This is a genomic window from Enterobacter huaxiensis (assembly GCF_003594935.2).
Lineage (GTDB): Bacteria > Pseudomonadota > Gammaproteobacteria > Enterobacterales > Enterobacteriaceae > Enterobacter > Enterobacter huaxiensis.
The window spans coordinates 1,852,328-1,868,379 of the sequence record NZ_CP043342.1; the positions used below are offsets into that span (position 1 = coordinate 1,852,328).

The window sequence follows — 16,052 nt, forward strand, 5'->3', positions numbered from 1 at the left end:
CATGGCTATACAGGGCATTGAAGGGGTAATCAGTCAGTTGCAGGCAACCGCGATGACGGCCCGTAATCAGAACGTGATGGACGAGCAGCCGAGCATCAGCTTTGCAGGGCAGCTGAACGCCGCTCTTGACCGTATTAGCGATAAACAAACCGCCGCGCGTACCCAGGCAGAAAAATTCACCCTCGGTGAACCGGGCGTGGCGCTGAACGATGTGATGGCCGATCTGCAAAAAGCGTCAGTGTCTTTGCAGATGGGGCTTCAGGTGCGTAACAAGCTGGTGTCTGCTTATCAGGAAGTGATGGGCATGCAGGTGTAAAACCGTCTCATCTTCCTCTGGCAGCCTCAGCGCTTTAATGCCACAATATTTTTTTCTTCGCATGCAGGAAAGATGATGAAAAAGATAGCAATTGTGGGTGCGCTGCTGGCGTTAACCGGATGTGTTCAGGTCGATAATTATCAGGACGTCATCAAGCATCCTGTGCCATCGCACCTGGCAGGCTACTGGCAGTCAAAAGGGCCGCAAAGCAAAATGGTGAGCCCGGAAGCGATTGCCACGCTGGTGGTGACGGAAGAGGGCGACACCCTGGATTGCCGTCAGTGGCAGCGCGTGGTGGCGGTGCCGGGTAAGATCATGCTGCGTTCGGATGATTACTATAACGTGACCCGCAAGCTGGATGTCTACCCGCTTGAACGCGACGGGATGACGCTTGAGTACGATGGGATGGAGCTGCAGAAGGTTGACCGTCCAACGGTGGAGTGCGCGGACTACCTGAACAAGAATCCGCTGGAGAGCAAGGCGCCTTGACGCGTTGCCGGGTGGCGGCTTCGCCTTACCCGGCCTACAAACGGCTACACTCTCGTAGGCCGGGTAAGGCGAAGCCGCCACCCGGCATCTCTTTAAAGCACGTCTTCAATCACCCACACGCTCACGCTCCCTCCGTTGCAGAAGAAGGTCCCTTCACCGTCCGCCGCCGTGGTGACCGTCTCCTCGCGGTTTCCCAGGAAATCACGCCAGGTTTTATTGCCGTAGTTCTGGCCAAGACAAATCACTTTCTCCCCGGCGTCACCGTTCGACAGCACCACGACGCAGCCGGGCGCTTCATCGGTACCGCTGCGGCTAAACGCAATGCAGTTCGGATGGTCGAAGAAGAGCGTCTGTACGCCGTGGGCGAAGCGCTGGCGGGCCAGTATCAGCTCGTGGAGCTGTTCGATAACGGGCATATCGATATGGTAGGTCTCGCCGTCGCCGCCGGTATCATCGTAGCTGGCGCCGAAGAGGTCGGGATAAAAGACGCTCGGCACGCCGTTTTCGCGCAGCAGAATTAACGCATAGGCGAGCGGTTTAAACCAGGCTTCCACCGGGGCTTCAAGCGCCTGCAGGGGCTGAGTGTCATGGTTCGCCACCAGCGTCACCGCATGGAACGGATCCGCCTCCACCAGCGTGCCGGTGAAAATCTGGCTCATGTCGTAGTCGCGGCCCTGACGCGAGGCTTCATGGAATTTCATCTGCAGCGGTGCATCGAAGAGCATGGTTTTGCCCTCGACCTGATCGATGTAGTTTTGCAGTTTATCCACTTCGTGCGACCAGTACTCTGCTACGACAAACAGCGGCTGTTCTGCCACTTCCTGCACGTGTTCAATCCACTCCTTGTAAAACCATGCCGGAATGTGTTTTACCGCATCCAGACGAAAACCGTCGCACCGCGTTTGTTCCATCACCCAGCGCGCCCAGTATTTGATCTCTTCCGTCACCGCATGGTTGCGAAAGTCGATATTCTCGCCCATCAGGTAATCAAAATTGCCCATTTCATCATCGACCTGGTCGTTCCAGCCTTCGCCGGTGTAGTCGTTGACGATTTTAAAGATGCTGTCCTCGTCGGGATTTTCGATGTGGTCGATCCCGCTGAAGCATTTGTAATCCCAGATGAACTGCGAATACTGTCCCGCGCGAGCGGGGAAGGTGTAGCGGGTCCAGGCTTCACACTCGATGATCTCATCATCAATTTGCGTTCGGTCCTGCTCGTTGACGCGCTGCACGCGGACGGGCTCTTTCTCATCTGCCCCCATTTTGTGGTTAACCACCACGTCGAGCAGCACCGCGATTTGGTTGCTTTTTAACGCGTCGATGGCTTCCAGCAGCTGAGCCTTATCCCCGTATTTCGTGGCGACGCTGCCTTTTTGATCGAATTCACCGAGATCGAACAGGTCGTAAGAGTCGTACCCGACCGAATAACCGCCCGACGCCCCTTTGTAGGCCGGCGGCAGCCAGACCATATTGATGCCGATTTCATTCAGGTTGGGGGCTAGGGCCGTGACTTCTTGCCATAATTCACCGCCAGTCGGGTAATACCAGTGAAAGCACTGCAGTAAGGTTGGATTGCGCATGCACCATCTCCATGAGGTCGCGAAACTCAAGTATGGAGCAGGTTTTGCAGAAATGCCTGGCGAACGAAGCGGGAATCGCTCGTTCGCCAGCTAAGTGGCTAATTGATGTCGCTATTACTTTGCGGAACCAGGACATGACCACCCTGGTTGCTGTAGGTGGAAAGAACGGTTTTCTGGATGGAGGACTGTCCCACCATTTTGGCCAGCTCATTCATTCTGGCCTGCAGCAGGACTTTCACCTGACTTTCATTATCGAGTATCACACGCAGTGTGGGTCGAAGCTGTTCCTGCATTTGTGCAGAGGGTTCCGACTCCTGCGTAAGACGAGCCAGCGAGTGCACCGCGTTGACATAATCGGTTTCACAGGTGATGAGATCGTCCCATAAGCCCTGGTGAGCCAGTCGCAACATCAACTGGCTCTGCTCAAGAAGCTGGTGATAGAGGGTATAGAGCTGCGGTGCATTACTCATTAGACGGCGTCCTGCATCAGTTGTGGCGTACCGGCAACCTCCTTCCACCCGTCAGCGATATTGCGCAGCAAGTTCTCCACCTCTTCGATGGCGCTGGCGTCGTTATTCACGTTGGCGTGCAGGAGTCGACGTACCATATAGGCATAAAGGGCAATCAGGTTTTGCGTAAGCTCGTCATTATTATCTTCCACCAGGCCAACCTTCAGCCCGTTCTCAATAATGTTGATGGCTTTTGACAGCGCCAGCCCCTTCGCGGGAATATTGCCGTCCCCCAGGAACAGACGCGCGCGTACCAGCGCGCTGAGGGCTCCATCAAATAGCATGATAACCAGCTGCTGCTGGCTGGCGCTCATCACCGCGCTTTCAACTTCTATTTTTGCGTAGGCCTGCGTGCCTTTTGCGCCGTACATGTTATCCCCCTCGGGTCTGATTAGGGTTTACTATTTGCTGCTGGACGAAGTGTTTTCGAACTGCTGCGTCAGGTAGCTGCTGGTGTTGTTCAGCGAGGTCATCAGCACGTCCAGCTGGGTAAACTGGGCTTTGTACTGTGCGACGCGTGCGTCGATACGCTCGCTTGTGGCGTTGTACTGATCCGTCAGGTTGTTCAGCGTTTTGCTGACGCCATCTTTGGCCGCCTGAATGATGCCTTTGCTGGACAGCCAGTCGGTCAGGTTAGTGGCCATGGAGGTGGTGATGCCGGTAGTTTTACCGTCGCCTACCACTAAATCCTTCACGGCAGCGGAGTTATCGGCCAGCGCTTTTTCTAATTTAGTGCTGTCCAGCTCAAGCTTGCCGGAGCTTGGATCGGTCGTGATACCGATCTGCGACAGCGTTTTGTACGCGGTTCCGCCGACGGTGTTGCTCAGCATGGTTTTCAGCTGAGTCTGGATGGTACGCAGCGTGCTGTCGCCGAGCAGGGCGCCGTTGCTGGAGTCCTGTGCGTCTGTACCTGCATCCACCGCCGTATATTTGGTCAGCGTTGCAAAGCTGTCCTGCAGGGTGTTGTAGGCATCCACCCAGGCTTTCATTGCCGTTTCAGCTTTTGACGTATCTTTAGTGATCGTCAGCGTCTGGTTGCCGGAGGTGACGTCGTTCAGGTTCAGCGTGATATCTTCCAGCGCGTCGCTGATGGTGTTGCTGCTGTTTTCGATATCAACGTTGTTCACCTTCAGCATGGCGTTCTGCGCGTTCACGCTCTGGGTCATGCCGTTGCTGGCATCGGTGCTGGTGCCGTTGTAACCCATGAAGGATTGCAGGGCGCTGTCACCGCTGACGCTGATGCTTACCGCGTTATCCGCACCGGTCTCGGTGGAGGTCACGGACAGACGATACTGACCGTTGCCGACGTTAATAATACTGGCGGTCACGCCGGCATCGGCTTTGTTAATTGCGTCGCGAATGCCGGTCAGCGAAGAGTTTGCCGCGCTGATATCCACCGTCACCGGATCTTTACCGTTGCCTGCGGTAAAGGTGATTTTGCTGTCAGACGTCGCGATAGCGGTTTTGCTATCCGGCTGGCTATTTTTGGTGGTCAGCGTCTGCGCCTGCGCCAGCTGAGACACGCTAATGGTGTATTTACCTGCAATCGCGCTGCCGGTAGTGGTGGCGCTAAACGCGGTGGTGGTGCTTGCCGTGCTGGTTGAGGTAAACAGGTCGGCTTTGTTCAGCGCGGTGTTGGCGGTCTGAAACGCTTCCAGCGAACTCTTCAACGTGCCGTAAGCGCTAAGCTTGGCGGTATAAGATGTCTGTTGTTTGGTGATCGGCGTCAGCTGCGCTTTTTCGGCGGTCGTCAGACTGTCCAGAATGTCTGCTAATTTAAGACCCGAACCGATCCCCAATGATGAAATACTTGCCATGTTTATTCCTTAATCTATCGACACGTAGAACGAATACTGGGGTTATCGGCTTTGATGGGGGAAAGTTTACGGTTAATTTCTTTTTTTTAATGGCGGGAATAAGGCTAATAGAGAAGAGTATTTCCGTGGGTAAAAAAATAATCGAGATCCTGAAAAAAAATCTAAAGGTTGTTTTGGACCAGACGATAACACCTTTGACGGCGATGAAGCCGAAGGGTGGAAACCCAAATCTAACCAAACAGATTTGATGAACAACAGGAAACGAAATCATGGCACAAGTCATTAATACCAACAGCCTCTCGCTGATCACTCAGAACAACATCAACAAGAACCAGTCTGCTCTGTCTTCTTCTATCGAGCGTCTGTCTTCCGGTCTGCGTATCAACAGCGCTAAAGATGACGCTGCGGGCCAGGCTATCGCTAACCGCTTCACCTCTAACATCAAAGGTCTGACTCAGGCTGCACGTAACGCAAACGACGGTATCTCTCTGGCGCAGACCACTGAAGGCGCACTGTCTGAAATCAACAACAACCTGCAGCGTGTTCGTGAACTGACCGTTCAGGCAACTACCGGTACTAACTCCGATTCTGACCTGTCTTCAATCCAGGACGAAATCAAATCCCGTCTGTCTGAAATTGACCGCGTATCTGGTCAGACTCAGTTCAACGGCGTGAACGTGCTGGCGAAAGACGGTTCCATGAAGATTCAGGTTGGCGCAAACGACGGCCAGACCATCTCCATCGACCTGCAGCAGATCGACTCTTCTACTCTGGGTCTGAACGGCTTCTCTGTTTCTAACAACGCACTGAAACTGAGCGACTCTATCACTCAGGTTGGCGCGAGCGGTGCACTGAAAGACGTTGACCTGAGCGCAGTTGCAACGACTCTGGGCGTTGACGCGAAGAGCCTGACTCTGCATAACGTGCAGACTCCAGCGGGCGGATCTACCGCTAACTACGTAGTTTCTTCTGGTTCTGACAACTACGCTGTGTCTGTCGATGATGCGACTGGCTCCATCAAACTGAACACCGCAGATATTACCTACACCGATGCTAACGGTGGTACCGGTACTCTGACTGGCGTTGCCGTTAAAGTTGGTGCGGACGCTGCTGGCGCTGCAGCTGGTTATGCTGAAGTACAGGGTAAAAACTACTCCCTGGCTGGCACTGCTATCGCTGATGGCGGCGCTGGCGGTACTCTGAACGACGCACAGACTGTAACCCTGAACGCAGCTGGCGAGTTCAAAGGCGTGTCTACTGCAGATCCACTGGCTCTGCTGGACAAAGCTATCGCATCTGTTGATAAATTCCGTTCTTCTCTGGGTGCGGTTCAGAACCGTCTGAGCTCTGCTGTAACCAACCTGAACAACACCACCACCAACCTGTCTGAAGCGCAGTCCCGTATTCAGGACGCCGACTATGCGACCGAAGTGTCAAATATGTCTAAAGCGCAGATCATCCAGCAGGCCGGTAACTCCGTGCTGTCCAAAGCTAACCAGGTTCCTCAGCAGGTTCTGTCTCTGCTGCAGGGCTAATCGCCTGACAATGCTTAAACCCCGCTTCGGCGGGGTTTTTATTTAGCGCTATTTGCATAACCCCCCAAATAACCCCTCATTTCACCCACTATTCACCCAATTGAATGCCCTCCAGAATCGGATAATCATGCCGATAACTCAATTAACGCAGGGCTGTTTATCGTGAATTCACTCTATACCGCTGATGGTGTAATGGATAAACACTCGCTGTGGCAGCGTTATGTCCCGCTGGTGCGTCACGAAGCATTGCGCCTCCAGGTGCGGCTGCCGGCGAGCGTGGAACTGGACGATCTGCTACAGGCGGGCGGTATCGGGTTATTAAATGCAGTTGACCGATACGACGCTCTGCAAGGAACGGCATTTACGACTTACGCAGTTCAGCGTATTCGTGGGGCGATGCTGGACGAGCTGCGCAGCCGGGACTGGGTTCCGCGCAGTGTTCGCCGCAACGCGCGCGAAGTGGCGCATGCGATGGGGCAGCTGGAACAGGAGCTGGGACGCAACGCGACGGAAACAGAAGTGGCGGAACGTCTTGGTATCGCTGTTGAAGAGTATCGCCAGATGTTGCTCGATACCAATAATAGCCAACTCTTCTCTTATGACGAGTGGCGCGAAGAGCATGGCGATAGCATCGAGCTGGTGACGGATGAGCACCAGCAGGAAAACCCGTTACACCATTTACTGGAAGGTAATTTACGCCAGCGCGTAATGGAAGCGATTGAAGCTTTACCAGAACGCGAACAGCTGGTGTTGACCCTCTATTACCAGGAAGAACTCAATCTCAAAGAGATTGGCGCCGTGCTGGAAGTGGGGGAGTCGCGGGTTAGCCAGCTGCACAGCCAGGCCATCAAACGCTTACGAACCAAGCTGGGTAAGTTATAGGTGATTGATTCACCTGAAAAATGCCGCACAACGTATTGACAACCAGGAGTTATCATGACGGTGCAGCAATCTAAAAGACGGCCTTTAAGCCGCTACCTGAAAGACTTTAAACACAGCCAGACGCATTGCGCCCACTGTAATAAATTACTCGACCGCATCACGCTGGTTCGTCGCGGTGAAATCGTGAATAAGATTGCGATATCCCGCCTCGATACCTTGATGGATGAATCAGCATGGTCCGAAGAGCAAAAAGAGTGGGTGGCGCTTTGCCGTTTCTGTGGCGATCTCCATTGCAAAGAGCAAAGCGACTTCTTCGACATTATCGGCTTCAAGCAGTTCCTGTTTGAGCAGACCGAGATGAGCCACGGTACCGTGCGCGAGTACGTGGTGCGCCTGCGTCGCCTGGGCCAGCACCTGACCGTGAACAACATTTCTCGCGATCTGCTCAAGACCGGCTATCTGGATGAGAATCTGGAGCCGTGGCTGCCCGCCACCAGCACCAACAACTACCGTATTGCCCTGCGCAAGTATGCGCAATACAAGGTACAAATGCCCGGCGCGATGAAGCAGAAAGTCCACGCCGAGACAACTTCTGATATATATTAAAAATGAATAAGATGTAGCGCAGTCGCCTTTGACGTTGCAGACGATTTCTCTACACTACTCAAAAATTCCACTGTATCGGGGTATTTATGAAATTAGCACTTCTGGGTCGTCAGGCGCTGATGGGTGTAATGGCCGTTGCGCTAGTTGCGGGCATGAGCGTGAAAACGTTCGCGGCAGAAAACCTGCTGAATAAAGTCAAAGAGCGCGGCACGCTGCTGGTGGGGCTGGAAGGGACTTATCCTCCGTTCAGCTTCCAGGGCGATGACGGTAAACTGACCGGGTTTGAAGTTGAGTTTGCTGAAGAGCTGGCAAAACACCTCGGCGTGAAAGCCTCTCTCAAGCCTACCAAATGGGACGGTATGCTGGCGTCGCTGGACTCCAAACGTATCGACGTGGTGATCAACCAGGTGACCATTTCTGACGAGCGTAAGAAGAAGTATGACTTCTCCACGCCGTACACCGTGTCCGGCATTCAGGCCCTGGTGAAGAAAGGCAACGAAGGCACCATCAAAACCGCTGCCGATCTGAAAGGCAAGAAAGTCGGCGTGGGTCTGGGCACCAACTATGAAGAGTGGCTGCGCCAGAACGTTCAGGGCGTGGACATCCGTACCTATGACGACGACCCGACCAAATATCAGGATCTGCGCGTGGGCCGTATCGACGCTATCCTGGTTGACCGTCTGGCGGCGCTGGATCTGGTGAAGAAAACCAACGACACCCTGGCCGTAGCGGGTGATGCGTTCTCCCGTCAGGAAGCTGGCGTGGCGGTACGTAAAGGCAACGAAGACCTGGTGAAAGCCATCGACGCGGCCATTGCGGACATGCAGAAAGACGGTAGCCTGAAGGCGCTTTCCGAGAAGTGGTTCGGGGCAGACGTCACCAAATAAGTCTCTGACTGACAAAAAAAGGCGCTTTTAAAAGCGCCTTTTTTATTTCTTACGCGTCTGCGTGCATAATGAAAAATATCAAACGAGTATGAGTTACCGGAGATCCCATGCCACTGCAAAATTTAACGCGCTTTCCCCGCCTCGAGTTTATCGGCGCCCCCACGCCGCTGGAGTATCTGCCACGCTTTTCGGACTATGTAGGGCGCGATATCTTTATTAAGCGTGACGACGTGACGCCAATGGCAATGGGCGGAAACAAGCTGCGCAAGCTGGCGTTTCTGGCGGCCGATGCCCTGCGCGAGGGGGCGGATACGCTGATCACCGCAGGGGCAATTCAGTCCAACCACGTCCGCCAGACGGCGGCGGTAGCGGCTAAGCTGGGGCTGCACTGCGTTGCGCTGCTGGAGAACCCTATCGGAACGCGCGCTGAAAACTACCTGACGAACGGTAACCGCCTGCTGCTGGACCTCTTCAACGTGCAGGTCGAGATGGTCGATGCCCTGACCGACCCGGCCGCTCAGCTCGGCGAGCTGGCCACGCGTCTTGAAGCGCAGGGTTTTCGTCCGTACGTTATTCCGGTTGGCGGATCTAACGCCCTCGGCGCGCTGGGCTATGTGGAAAGCGCGCTGGAAATCGCCCAGCAGTGCGAAGGGGCGGTGAATCTCTCTTCTGTGGTCGTTGCCTCCGGGAGCGCCGGAACCCATGCCGGGCTGGCGGTGGGTCTGGAACAGCTGATGCCAGAAGCCGAACTGATTGGCGTAACGGTCTCCCGAAGCGTCGCGGATCAAAAGCCAAAGGTCGTAACGTTACAGCAGGCCGTGGCGGAGCAGCTGGAACTGCAGGCGAAGGCGGAAATTGTGCTTTGGGATGATTACTTTGCGCCGGGCTACGGCACCCCCAACGATGAGGGGATGGAAGCGGTGAAACTGCTGGCGCGCCTGGAAGGGATCCTGCTGGATCCGGTCTACACCGGAAAGGCGATGGCGGGGCTTATCGACGGTATCGCGCAAAAGCGCTTTAAGGATGAAGGGCCGATTCTGTTCGTTCACACCGGTGGGGCACCCGCGCTGTTTGCCTATCATCCTCACGTCTAAAAATCAGGTCGAAAAATAATAATGCAAGAGAGTATTCAACTGGTTATTGATTCGCTGCCCTTCCTGCTGAAGGGGGCGGTGTTTACGCTACAGCTCAGTATCGGCGGGATGTTCTTCGGCCTGGTGCTCGGGTTTGTGCTGGCCCTGATGCGCATGTCGCCGCTGCTGCCGGTACGCTGGCTGGCGCGGTTTTACATTTCCGTGTTCCGCGGTACGCCGCTTATTGCGCAGCTCTTTATGATCTACTACGGCCTGCCGCAGTTCGGCATCGAGCTGGACCCGATCCCGGCGGCGATGATTGGCCTTTCGCTCAATACGGCGGCATATACCTCCGAAACGCTGCGCGCGGCGATCTCCTCCATCGATAAGGGGCAGTGGGAAGCCGCTGCAAGCATCGGCATGACGCCGTGGCAAACTCTGCGTCGGGCTATCCTTCCCCAGGCCGCGCGGGTGGCGCTCCCGCCGCTCAGCAACAGTTTTATCAGCCTGGTGAAAGACACCTCGCTCGCCGCGACCATTCAGGTGCCGGAGCTGTTCCGCCAGGCGCAGCTCATCACCTCGCGTACGCTTGAAGTCTTTACCATGTATCTGGCGGCGTCGCTTATTTACTGGGTCATGGCAACGGTGCTGTCTGCGCTGCAAAACTACTTTGAAAACCAGCTTAACCGCCAGGAGCGTGATCCGAAATGAGTGCAATCGACGTCAAAAACCTGGTGAAAAAATTCCACGGTCAAACGGTACTGCATGGGATCGATCTTGAGGTGGAGCAGGGGGAGGTGGTGGCCATCATCGGGCCGAGCGGTTCGGGGAAAACCACGCTTCTGCGCAGTATCAACCTGCTTGAACAGCCTGAAGGCGGGACGATCCGGGTAGGGGATATCACCATTGATACCGGAAAATCCATGAGTCAGCAGAAAGGGCTAATCCGCCGTCTGCGCCAGCACGTGGGTTTTGTTTTCCAGAGTTTCAACCTTTTCCCACACCGCACGGTGCTGGAGAACATTATTGAAGGACCGGTCATCGTTAAGGGTGAGCCAAAAGATGAGGCCACAGCCCGCGCGCGCGAGCTGCTGGCGAAGGTCGGGCTGGCGGGCAAGGAGACCAGCTATCCGCGTCGCCTGTCGGGCGGGCAGCAGCAGCGCGTGGCGATTGCCCGCGCGCTGGCGATGCGCCCGGACGTGATCCTGTTCGATGAGCCGACCTCGGCCCTCGATCCCGAGCTGGTGGGCGAGGTGCTGAACACCATTCGTCAGCTGGCCCAGGAAAAGCGCACGATGGTCATTGTGACGCACGAAATGAGCTTCGCGCGCGATGTCGCTGACCGCGCGATATTTATGGATCAGGGGCGAATAGTGGAGCAGGGGCCAGCGAAGAGCCTGTTTGCTCACCCGCAGCAGCCGCGTACTCGCCAGTTCCTCGAAAAATTCCTCACGCAGTAGCATTTTTGCTCTAAATTTGCTCCAGATTTTCCCTCTGGAGCAAATTATTCTCCCCCACAGCCTTTTGTACTGTTCTTTTATTCCGCACCGCTCGGATTAACCGTATTAAAACTAAAGATAAGCCCCCTCCTGCCGATATTTTGTATTAATAAATAAGATTTATGTGTTAGGTTATATTCACCATAATAATGATTATCTTTATCAGGGGCTTCATTCAGTAAGTATGAGGGATTCAGACTTTTTCACCTGGCGACGGGAATGCGTCCTCCGGTTTCAGGAATTGACCTGCGCCGACGAGGTATATCAAGAACTTCAGCGACAGACGCAGACACTCGAATTTGATTATTTCTCGCTGTGCGTGCGTCACCCTGTGCCTTTTACGCGGCCCAGGACTTCCGTGCATTCCACTTATCCGCATGAGTGGATGGCACAATATCAGTCACAGAATTATTTCGCGATTGATCCCGTGCTGAAACCGGAGAATTTCAATCAGGGCCATTTGCCCTGGACAGACGCTTTATTCGCCGAAGCGCAGGAATTATGGGACGGCGCGCGGGATCATGGTTTGCGTACGGGTATTACGCAGTGCCTGATGCTCCCTAATCATGCGCATGGCTTCCTTTCCGTATCACGTACTAGCGCGCGGGTTAACGTATTAAGCAGCGAAGAAATTGAGCTGCGCCTGCAAATACTGGTACAAATGGCGCTGATGTCTCTGCTTCGTTTTGAACATGACATGGTGATGCCGCCAGAAATGAAATTCAGCAAGCGTGAGCGGGAAATTCTGAAGTGGACCGCGGAAGGCAAAACATCGGCCGAAATAGCCATCATTCTCTCGATATCGGAGAATACGGTTAACTTCCATCAGAAGAATATGCAGAAAAAATTTAATGCGCCAAACAAAACGCAGATAGCGTGCTATGCGGCAGCGACAGGGCTTATCTGATTGCAAATACGTTCTGCGTGCCAGACAAGACAACGGCTGAATGCACTGCATCCAGCCGTTTTTTTTATTGACGGTACGCTTGTTTAATTTGCTTAACCGTATTGGCAAATACTTCCGATTCAGCCCGATCTTCCATCTGTGCGATTTGTTTTTCCATTTTAAGGATCACACGACCCGCATCGGCCTGGCCCATCGCCTGCAGCATGAGCGTCAGCAGCGCCTTCAGGCAGTTTACTTCCTGCGCCAGTTCTTGATTATTTTCCGCAGTGGCGAATTCAGGTGAGCTCATTTATTTTCCTCATTATAAAACGGCGCTGGAGCGCGACGGTCAAAGTAAGGCCGCGGAGTATACCACAAGCTGCGGCAAAAAATGCAGTGGTTGTTTTTTGTACTTTTCCTTATCGTGTTTATTTACGTAAACACCCGGCCTGAGTAATCTTCTCAGCGCGCTATCAGCAATTAAATGTTTACCGCCGGTTCGCTTATCGTTAATCGTTGTTACAAAAAGTTAATAACTGTTTTTTGCGGATGTGGCTCACGCTGTTTTTGTAACCTTTTGAATACAGATGCTTAAAAATAGGCGTAAATGCCCAAACCACGCAGGTTTTCTTTCCACGTGCTGTACAGCCTAATTTCCAAAAACGGGACCGAAATCGAATAGCTGGTTTTTTAACGTTTTAAACTTGCGGGGAAAACCGTTAATATAAACTAAATTAGCAGTCAGTAGCGTTATCCCTATTCTGGAGACATTTCCTTTGATCAACGTCCTTCTTGTTGATGACCACGAACTGGTGCGCGCAGGGATACGTCGCATACTTGAAGATATAAAGGGTATTAAAGTTGCCGGTGAGGCGTGCTGTGGTGAAGATGCCGTTAAATGGTGTCGTACCAACTCGGCAGACGTGGTGCTGATGGACATGAACATGCCCGGTATCGGTGGGCTTGAAGCCACGCGTAAAATCGCCCGTACCTTTGTTGATACCAAAGTCATCATGCTTACCGTTCATACCGAAAATCCGCTGCCGGCCAAAGTGATGCAGGCGGGCGCTGCCGGATACCTCAGTAAAGGTGCCGCGCCGCAGGAAGTTGTCAACGCTATCCGCTCTGTGTACTCCGGACAGCGCTACATCGCATCGGACATTGCCCAGCAGATGGCGTTGAGCCAGATCGAACCGGACAAAGCCGAGTCGCCGTTTGCGAGTTTGTCCGAGCGCGAATTGCAGATTATGCTGATGATTACTAAAGGCCAGAAGGTGAATGAAATTTCTGAGCAGCTGAATCTCAGCCCGAAAACGGTGAACAGCTACCGCTATCGTATGTTCAGTAAACTAAACATTCACGGTGACGTCGAACTGACTCACCTGGCCATTCGTCATGGTCTGTGTAATGCGGAGTCGTTGATAAGTCAGTGAGTGAAGCGTTCGATTCAAAAGCATTTCTAAAAACCGTCACCAGCCAGCCCGGCGTCTATCGCATGTATGACGCTGGCGGTACGGTTATCTACGTCGGTAAGGCGAAGGATCTCAAAAAACGCCTTTCCAGCTATTTTCGCAGCAACCTTGCCTCCCGTAAGACCGAAGCACTGGTCGGACTCATTCAGAATATTGATGTCACCGTCACCCACACGGAGACGGAAGCGCTGCTGCTTGAACATAACTACATCAAGCTGTATCAGCCACGCTATAACGTGCTGCTGCGCGACGATAAGTCCTATCCGTTTATCTTCCTGAGTGGCGATACCCACCCGCGCCTTGCGATGCACCGTGGCGCAAAGCATGCGAAAGGTGAATATTTCGGCCCATTTCCTAACGGCTATGCCGTACGAGAAACGCTGGCGCTGCTGCAGAAAATCTTCCCGATTCGCCAGTGCGAAAACAGCGTCTACCGTAACCGCTCGCGCCCGTGCCTGCAGTACCAGATTGGCCGCTGTCTGGGGCCGTGCGTTGCCGGTCTGGTGAGTGAAGATGAGTACGCCCAGCAGGTGGAATATGTTCGCCTGTTCCTGGCCGGAAAGGACGATCAGGTTCTCACGCAGCTTATCGCGCGGATGGAAAAAGCCAGCGGCGCGCTGGAATTTGAAGAGGCCGCGCGTATCCGCGATCAAATCCAGGCCGTGCGCCGCGTGACCGAGAAACAGTTTGTCTCCAATACCGGTGACGATCTGGACGTGATCGGCGTTGCTTTCGACAACGGGCTTGCCTGTGTTCACGTGCTGTTTATACGCCAGGGTAAAGTGCTGGGCAGCCGCAGCTACTTCCCCAAGGTGCCGGGCGGCACGGAGCTGGGCGAAGTGGTCGAGACGTTTGTTGGCCAGTTCTATCTACAGGGAAGCCAGATGCGCACGCTGCCGTCTGAGATCCTGCTTGATTTTAATCTTGACGATAAAACGCTGCTGGCGGACTCCCTTTCCGAGCTGGCGGGGCGTCGGGTTAACGTGCAGACCAAACCGCGTGGCGATCGCGCGCGCTATCTGAAGCTGGCGCGTACCAATGCCGCGACGGCGCTCACGACGAAACTTTCCCAGCACTCAACCGTTAACCAGCGTTTAGCCGCGCTGGCGACGCTGTTGAAGCTGCCTGAAGTCAAACGTATGGAGTGTTTCGACATCAGCCATACGATGGGGGAGCAGACCGTTGCCTCCTGCGTGGTGTTTGATGCCAATGGTCCCGTGCGCGCGGAGTATCGTCGCTACAACATTGCCGGCATCACGCCGGGAGATGACTACGCGGCAATGAATCAGGTTCTCCGCCGCCGCTACGGTAAGGCCATTGAAGAGAGTAAAATCCCGGACGTCATCGTCATCGACGGCGGGAAAGGGCAGCTCGGTCAGGCCAAGGCGGTATTTGACTCCCTCGAGGTCGAGTGGGACAAACGGCACCCGCTGTTGTTAGGTGTAGCGAAAGGTACGGATCGCAAGGCAGGCCTGGAAACGCTGTTCTTCGAACCCGAAGGGGAGGGCTTTAGCCTGCCGCCAGATTCCCCCGCGCTGCATGTGATTCAGCACATCCGCGATGAATCGCACGATCATGCTATTGGCGGCCACCGCAAAAAACGGGCGAAGGTCAAAAACACCAGTACGCTTGAGACCATCGATGGCGTTGGGCCAAAGCGACGTCAGATGCTGCTGAAGTATATGGGCGGATTGCAAGGATTACTCAATGCCAGCATGGAGGAAATTGCAAAAGTGCCGGGTATTTCGCAAGGGCTGGCAGAAAAGATCTACTACTCGTTGAAACATTGAGGGCTCTGTAGCAACATAGAGCTAAATTTTACTGACAACAGACAGTTACCGTCATTATGCGATTTAATATCCCTACGTTGCTCACTCTTTTTCGCGTCGTGCTTATCCCGTTCTTTGTACTGGCATTTTACCTGCCGGTCGTCTGGGCTCCCTTCGCCTGTGCGCTGATTTTTCTGATCGCCGCCGTAACGGACTGGTTTGATGGCTACCTTGCCCGCCGCTGGAACCAGAGCACGCGCTTTGGTGCATTCCTCGATCCCGTGGCGGATAAAGTGATGGTCGCGATCGCGATGGTGCTGGTGGCTGAGCACTATCACACCTGGTGGGTTACGCTGCCTGCCGCAACGATGATCGGTCGCGAAATCATTATTTCAGCCCTGCGCGAGTGGATGGCGGAGCTGGGTAAACGCAGCAGCGTGGCGGTCTCCTGGATCGGTAAAGTAAAAACCACCGCGCAGATGGCGTCGCTGGTCTGGATGCTGTGGCGCCCCAACGCATGGGTTGAATGGGCTGGGATCGGCCTGCTGTGGGTCGCGGCGGTGCTGACGCTGTGGTCAATGCTGCAGTATTTAAACGCTGCACGCGGAGATTTGCTTGAACAGTGATCGTTTCGCCGTAAATTTCAGCAAACGATCCTGGGAAGCAAAAAATAACGTTGACTCATAACGTCATATCAGTAGAATGCAACGCATCGAACGGCGGCACAGTTAG

General features: G+C 54.2%; 18 protein-coding genes. 13 read left to right on the top strand and 5 right to left on the bottom strand.

Annotated features, from left to right (window positions below; genetic code table 11):
• The first annotated feature begins 1 nt into the window (after position 1).
• Both fliE and yedD read left to right on the top strand, forming a co-directional pair.
• Positions 2 to 316, top strand: a complete 315-nt coding sequence (gene fliE, locus D5067_RS08795) for a flagellar hook-basal body complex protein FliE (protein ID WP_119938409.1) — start codon at positions 2 to 4, stop codon at positions 314 to 316.
• Positions 317 to 391: 75 nt separating this feature from the next.
• Positions 392 to 805, top strand: a complete 414-nt coding sequence (gene yedD / locus D5067_RS08800) for a lipoprotein YedD (RefSeq protein ID WP_119938410.1) — start codon at positions 392 to 394, stop codon at positions 803 to 805.
• Positions 806 to 897: 92 nt separating this feature from the next.
• Here yedD and amyA read toward each other — a convergent pair whose 3' ends face one another.
• The 4 genes from amyA to fliD all read right to left on the bottom strand — a co-directional run bounded on the left by amyA (position 898) and on the right by fliD (position 4,711).
• Positions 898 to 2,385 carry an alpha-amylase gene (gene amyA / locus D5067_RS08805; protein ID WP_119937155.1) on the bottom strand — a complete coding sequence of 496 codons (1,488 nt, stop codon included), beginning with the start codon at positions 2,383 to 2,385 and terminating at the stop codon, positions 898 to 900.
• Positions 2,386 to 2,483: 98 nt separating this feature from the next.
• Positions 2,484 to 2,855: a flagella biosynthesis regulatory protein FliT gene (fliT, locus tag D5067_RS08810; RefSeq protein ID WP_119937156.1), complete on the bottom strand. Its 372-nt coding sequence runs from the start codon at positions 2,853 to 2,855 to the stop codon at positions 2,484 to 2,486.
• On the bottom strand, positions 2,855 to 3,265 hold the full coding sequence (gene fliS / locus D5067_RS08815) for a flagellar export chaperone FliS (RefSeq protein WP_119937157.1): 411 nt from the start codon (positions 3,263 to 3,265) through the stop codon (positions 2,855 to 2,857). Before fliS ends, fliT begins: the two co-directional genes overlap by 1 nt.
• Positions 3,266 to 3,295: 30 nt before the next feature.
• Positions 3,296 to 4,711: a flagellar filament capping protein FliD gene (gene fliD / locus D5067_RS08820; protein WP_119937158.1), complete on the bottom strand. Its 1,416-nt coding sequence runs from the start codon at positions 4,709 to 4,711 to the stop codon at positions 3,296 to 3,298.
• A 269-nt stretch (positions 4,712 to 4,980) separates the two neighbouring features.
• Between fliD and D5067_RS08825 the strand changes: the two genes are divergently transcribed.
• The 8 genes from D5067_RS08825 (at position 4,981) to sdiA (ending at position 12,100) form a co-directional block, all read left to right on the top strand.
• Positions 4,981 to 6,246: a FliC/FljB family flagellin gene (locus D5067_RS08825; protein ID WP_119937159.1), complete on the top strand. Its 1,266-nt coding sequence runs from the start codon at positions 4,981 to 4,983 to the stop codon at positions 6,244 to 6,246.
• Positions 6,247 to 6,408: 162 nt separating this feature from the next.
• The gene (locus tag D5067_RS08830; RefSeq protein ID WP_119937160.1) at positions 6,409 to 7,128 is read left to right on the top strand and encodes an RNA polymerase sigma factor FliA; all 720 of its coding nucleotides are present in this window, start codon (positions 6,409 to 6,411) and stop codon (positions 7,126 to 7,128) included.
• Between the two features lie 54 nt (positions 7,129 to 7,182).
• Positions 7,183 to 7,734, top strand: coding sequence for a flagella biosynthesis regulatory protein FliZ (fliZ, locus tag D5067_RS08835; RefSeq protein ID WP_119937161.1), 552 nt, complete (start codon positions 7,183 to 7,185; stop codon positions 7,732 to 7,734).
• Positions 7,735 to 7,820: 86 nt separating this feature from the next.
• Positions 7,821 to 8,621: a cystine ABC transporter substrate-binding protein gene (gene tcyJ / locus D5067_RS08840; protein ID WP_119937162.1), complete on the top strand. Its 801-nt coding sequence runs from the start codon at positions 7,821 to 7,823 to the stop codon at positions 8,619 to 8,621.
• A 107-nt stretch (positions 8,622 to 8,728) separates the two neighbouring features.
• Positions 8,729 to 9,715, top strand: coding sequence for a D-cysteine desulfhydrase (dcyD, locus tag D5067_RS08845; protein WP_119937163.1), 987 nt, complete (start codon positions 8,729 to 8,731; stop codon positions 9,713 to 9,715).
• 21 nt (positions 9,716 to 9,736) lie between these two features.
• A complete protein-coding gene (gene tcyL / locus D5067_RS08850; protein ID WP_119937164.1) occupies positions 9,737 to 10,405 on the top strand; it encodes a cystine ABC transporter permease in 669 nt (222 codons plus the stop codon).
• Positions 10,402 to 11,154 (top strand): L-cystine ABC transporter ATP-binding protein TcyN, encoded by a 753-nt coding sequence (gene tcyN / locus D5067_RS08855; RefSeq protein WP_119937165.1) that lies wholly within the window; start codon positions 10,402 to 10,404, stop codon positions 11,152 to 11,154. Before tcyL ends, tcyN begins: the two co-directional genes overlap by 4 nt.
• 223 nt (positions 11,155 to 11,377) lie before the next feature.
• Positions 11,378 to 12,100, top strand: coding sequence for a quorum-sensing transcriptional regulator SdiA (sdiA, locus tag D5067_RS08860; RefSeq protein ID WP_119937166.1), 723 nt, complete (start codon positions 11,378 to 11,380; stop codon positions 12,098 to 12,100).
• Positions 12,101 to 12,164: 64 nt separating this feature from the next.
• Here the strand turns inward: sdiA and D5067_RS08865 are convergent, their stop codons facing one another.
• The gene (locus tag D5067_RS08865) at positions 12,165 to 12,389 is read right to left on the bottom strand and encodes a DUF2594 family protein (protein ID WP_119937167.1); all 225 of its coding nucleotides are present in this window, start codon (positions 12,387 to 12,389) and stop codon (positions 12,165 to 12,167) included.
• A gap of 466 nt (positions 12,390 to 12,855) precedes the next feature.
• Here D5067_RS08865 and uvrY point away from each other — a divergent pair, with 466 nt between their 5' ends.
• The 3 genes from uvrY to pgsA are packed head-to-tail and all read left to right on the top strand — an operon-like array spanning position 12,856 to position 15,946.
• The gene (gene uvrY, locus D5067_RS08870; protein ID WP_119937168.1) at positions 12,856 to 13,512 is read left to right on the top strand and encodes a UvrY/SirA/GacA family response regulator transcription factor; all 657 of its coding nucleotides are present in this window, start codon (positions 12,856 to 12,858) and stop codon (positions 13,510 to 13,512) included.
• Positions 13,509 to 15,341: an excinuclease ABC subunit UvrC gene (gene uvrC, locus D5067_RS08875; RefSeq protein ID WP_119937169.1), complete on the top strand. Its 1,833-nt coding sequence runs from the start codon at positions 13,509 to 13,511 to the stop codon at positions 15,339 to 15,341. The genes uvrY and uvrC overlap by 4 nt, the downstream gene beginning before the upstream one ends.
• Before the next feature lie 56 nt (positions 15,342 to 15,397).
• Positions 15,398 to 15,946: a CDP-diacylglycerol--glycerol-3-phosphate 3-phosphatidyltransferase gene (gene pgsA, locus D5067_RS08880; RefSeq protein ID WP_119937170.1), complete on the top strand. Its 549-nt coding sequence runs from the start codon at positions 15,398 to 15,400 to the stop codon at positions 15,944 to 15,946.
• Positions 15,947 to 16,052: the final 106 nt, after the last annotated feature.

Coding starts and splice junctions, on each gene's coding strand:
- fliS (WP_119937157.1), bottom strand. CDS start 3,265: ATGTACGGCGCAAAAGGCACGCAGGCCTACGCAAAAATAGAAGTTGAA.
- D5067_RS08825 (WP_119937159.1), top strand. CDS start 4,981: ATGGCACAAGTCATTAATACCAACAGCCTCTCGCTGATCACTCAGAAC.
- fliZ (WP_119937161.1), top strand. CDS start 7,183: ATGACGGTGCAGCAATCTAAAAGACGGCCTTTAAGCCGCTACCTGAAA.
- yedD (WP_119938410.1), top strand. CDS start 392: ATGAAAAAGATAGCAATTGTGGGTGCGCTGCTGGCGTTAACCGGATGT.
- sdiA (WP_119937166.1), top strand. CDS start 11,378: ATGAGGGATTCAGACTTTTTCACCTGGCGACGGGAATGCGTCCTCCGG.
- tcyN (WP_119937165.1), top strand. CDS start 10,402: ATGAGTGCAATCGACGTCAAAAACCTGGTGAAAAAATTCCACGGTCAA.
- fliD (WP_119937158.1), bottom strand. CDS start 4,711: ATGGCAAGTATTTCATCATTGGGGATCGGTTCGGGTCTTAAATTAGCA.
- amyA (WP_119937155.1), bottom strand. CDS start 2,385: ATGCGCAATCCAACCTTACTGCAGTGCTTTCACTGGTATTACCCGACT.
- tcyJ (WP_119937162.1), top strand. CDS start 7,821: ATGAAATTAGCACTTCTGGGTCGTCAGGCGCTGATGGGTGTAATGGCC.
- fliE (WP_119938409.1), top strand. CDS start 2: ATGGCTATACAGGGCATTGAAGGGGTAATCAGTCAGTTGCAGGCAACC.
- dcyD (WP_119937163.1), top strand. CDS start 8,729: ATGCCACTGCAAAATTTAACGCGCTTTCCCCGCCTCGAGTTTATCGGC.
- D5067_RS08865 (WP_119937167.1), bottom strand. CDS start 12,389: ATGAGCTCACCTGAATTCGCCACTGCGGAAAATAATCAAGAACTGGCG.
- fliT (WP_119937156.1), bottom strand. CDS start 2,855: ATGAGTAATGCACCGCAGCTCTATACCCTCTATCACCAGCTTCTTGAG.
- tcyL (WP_119937164.1), top strand. CDS start 9,737: ATGCAAGAGAGTATTCAACTGGTTATTGATTCGCTGCCCTTCCTGCTG.
- pgsA (WP_119937170.1), top strand. CDS start 15,398: ATGCGATTTAATATCCCTACGTTGCTCACTCTTTTTCGCGTCGTGCTT.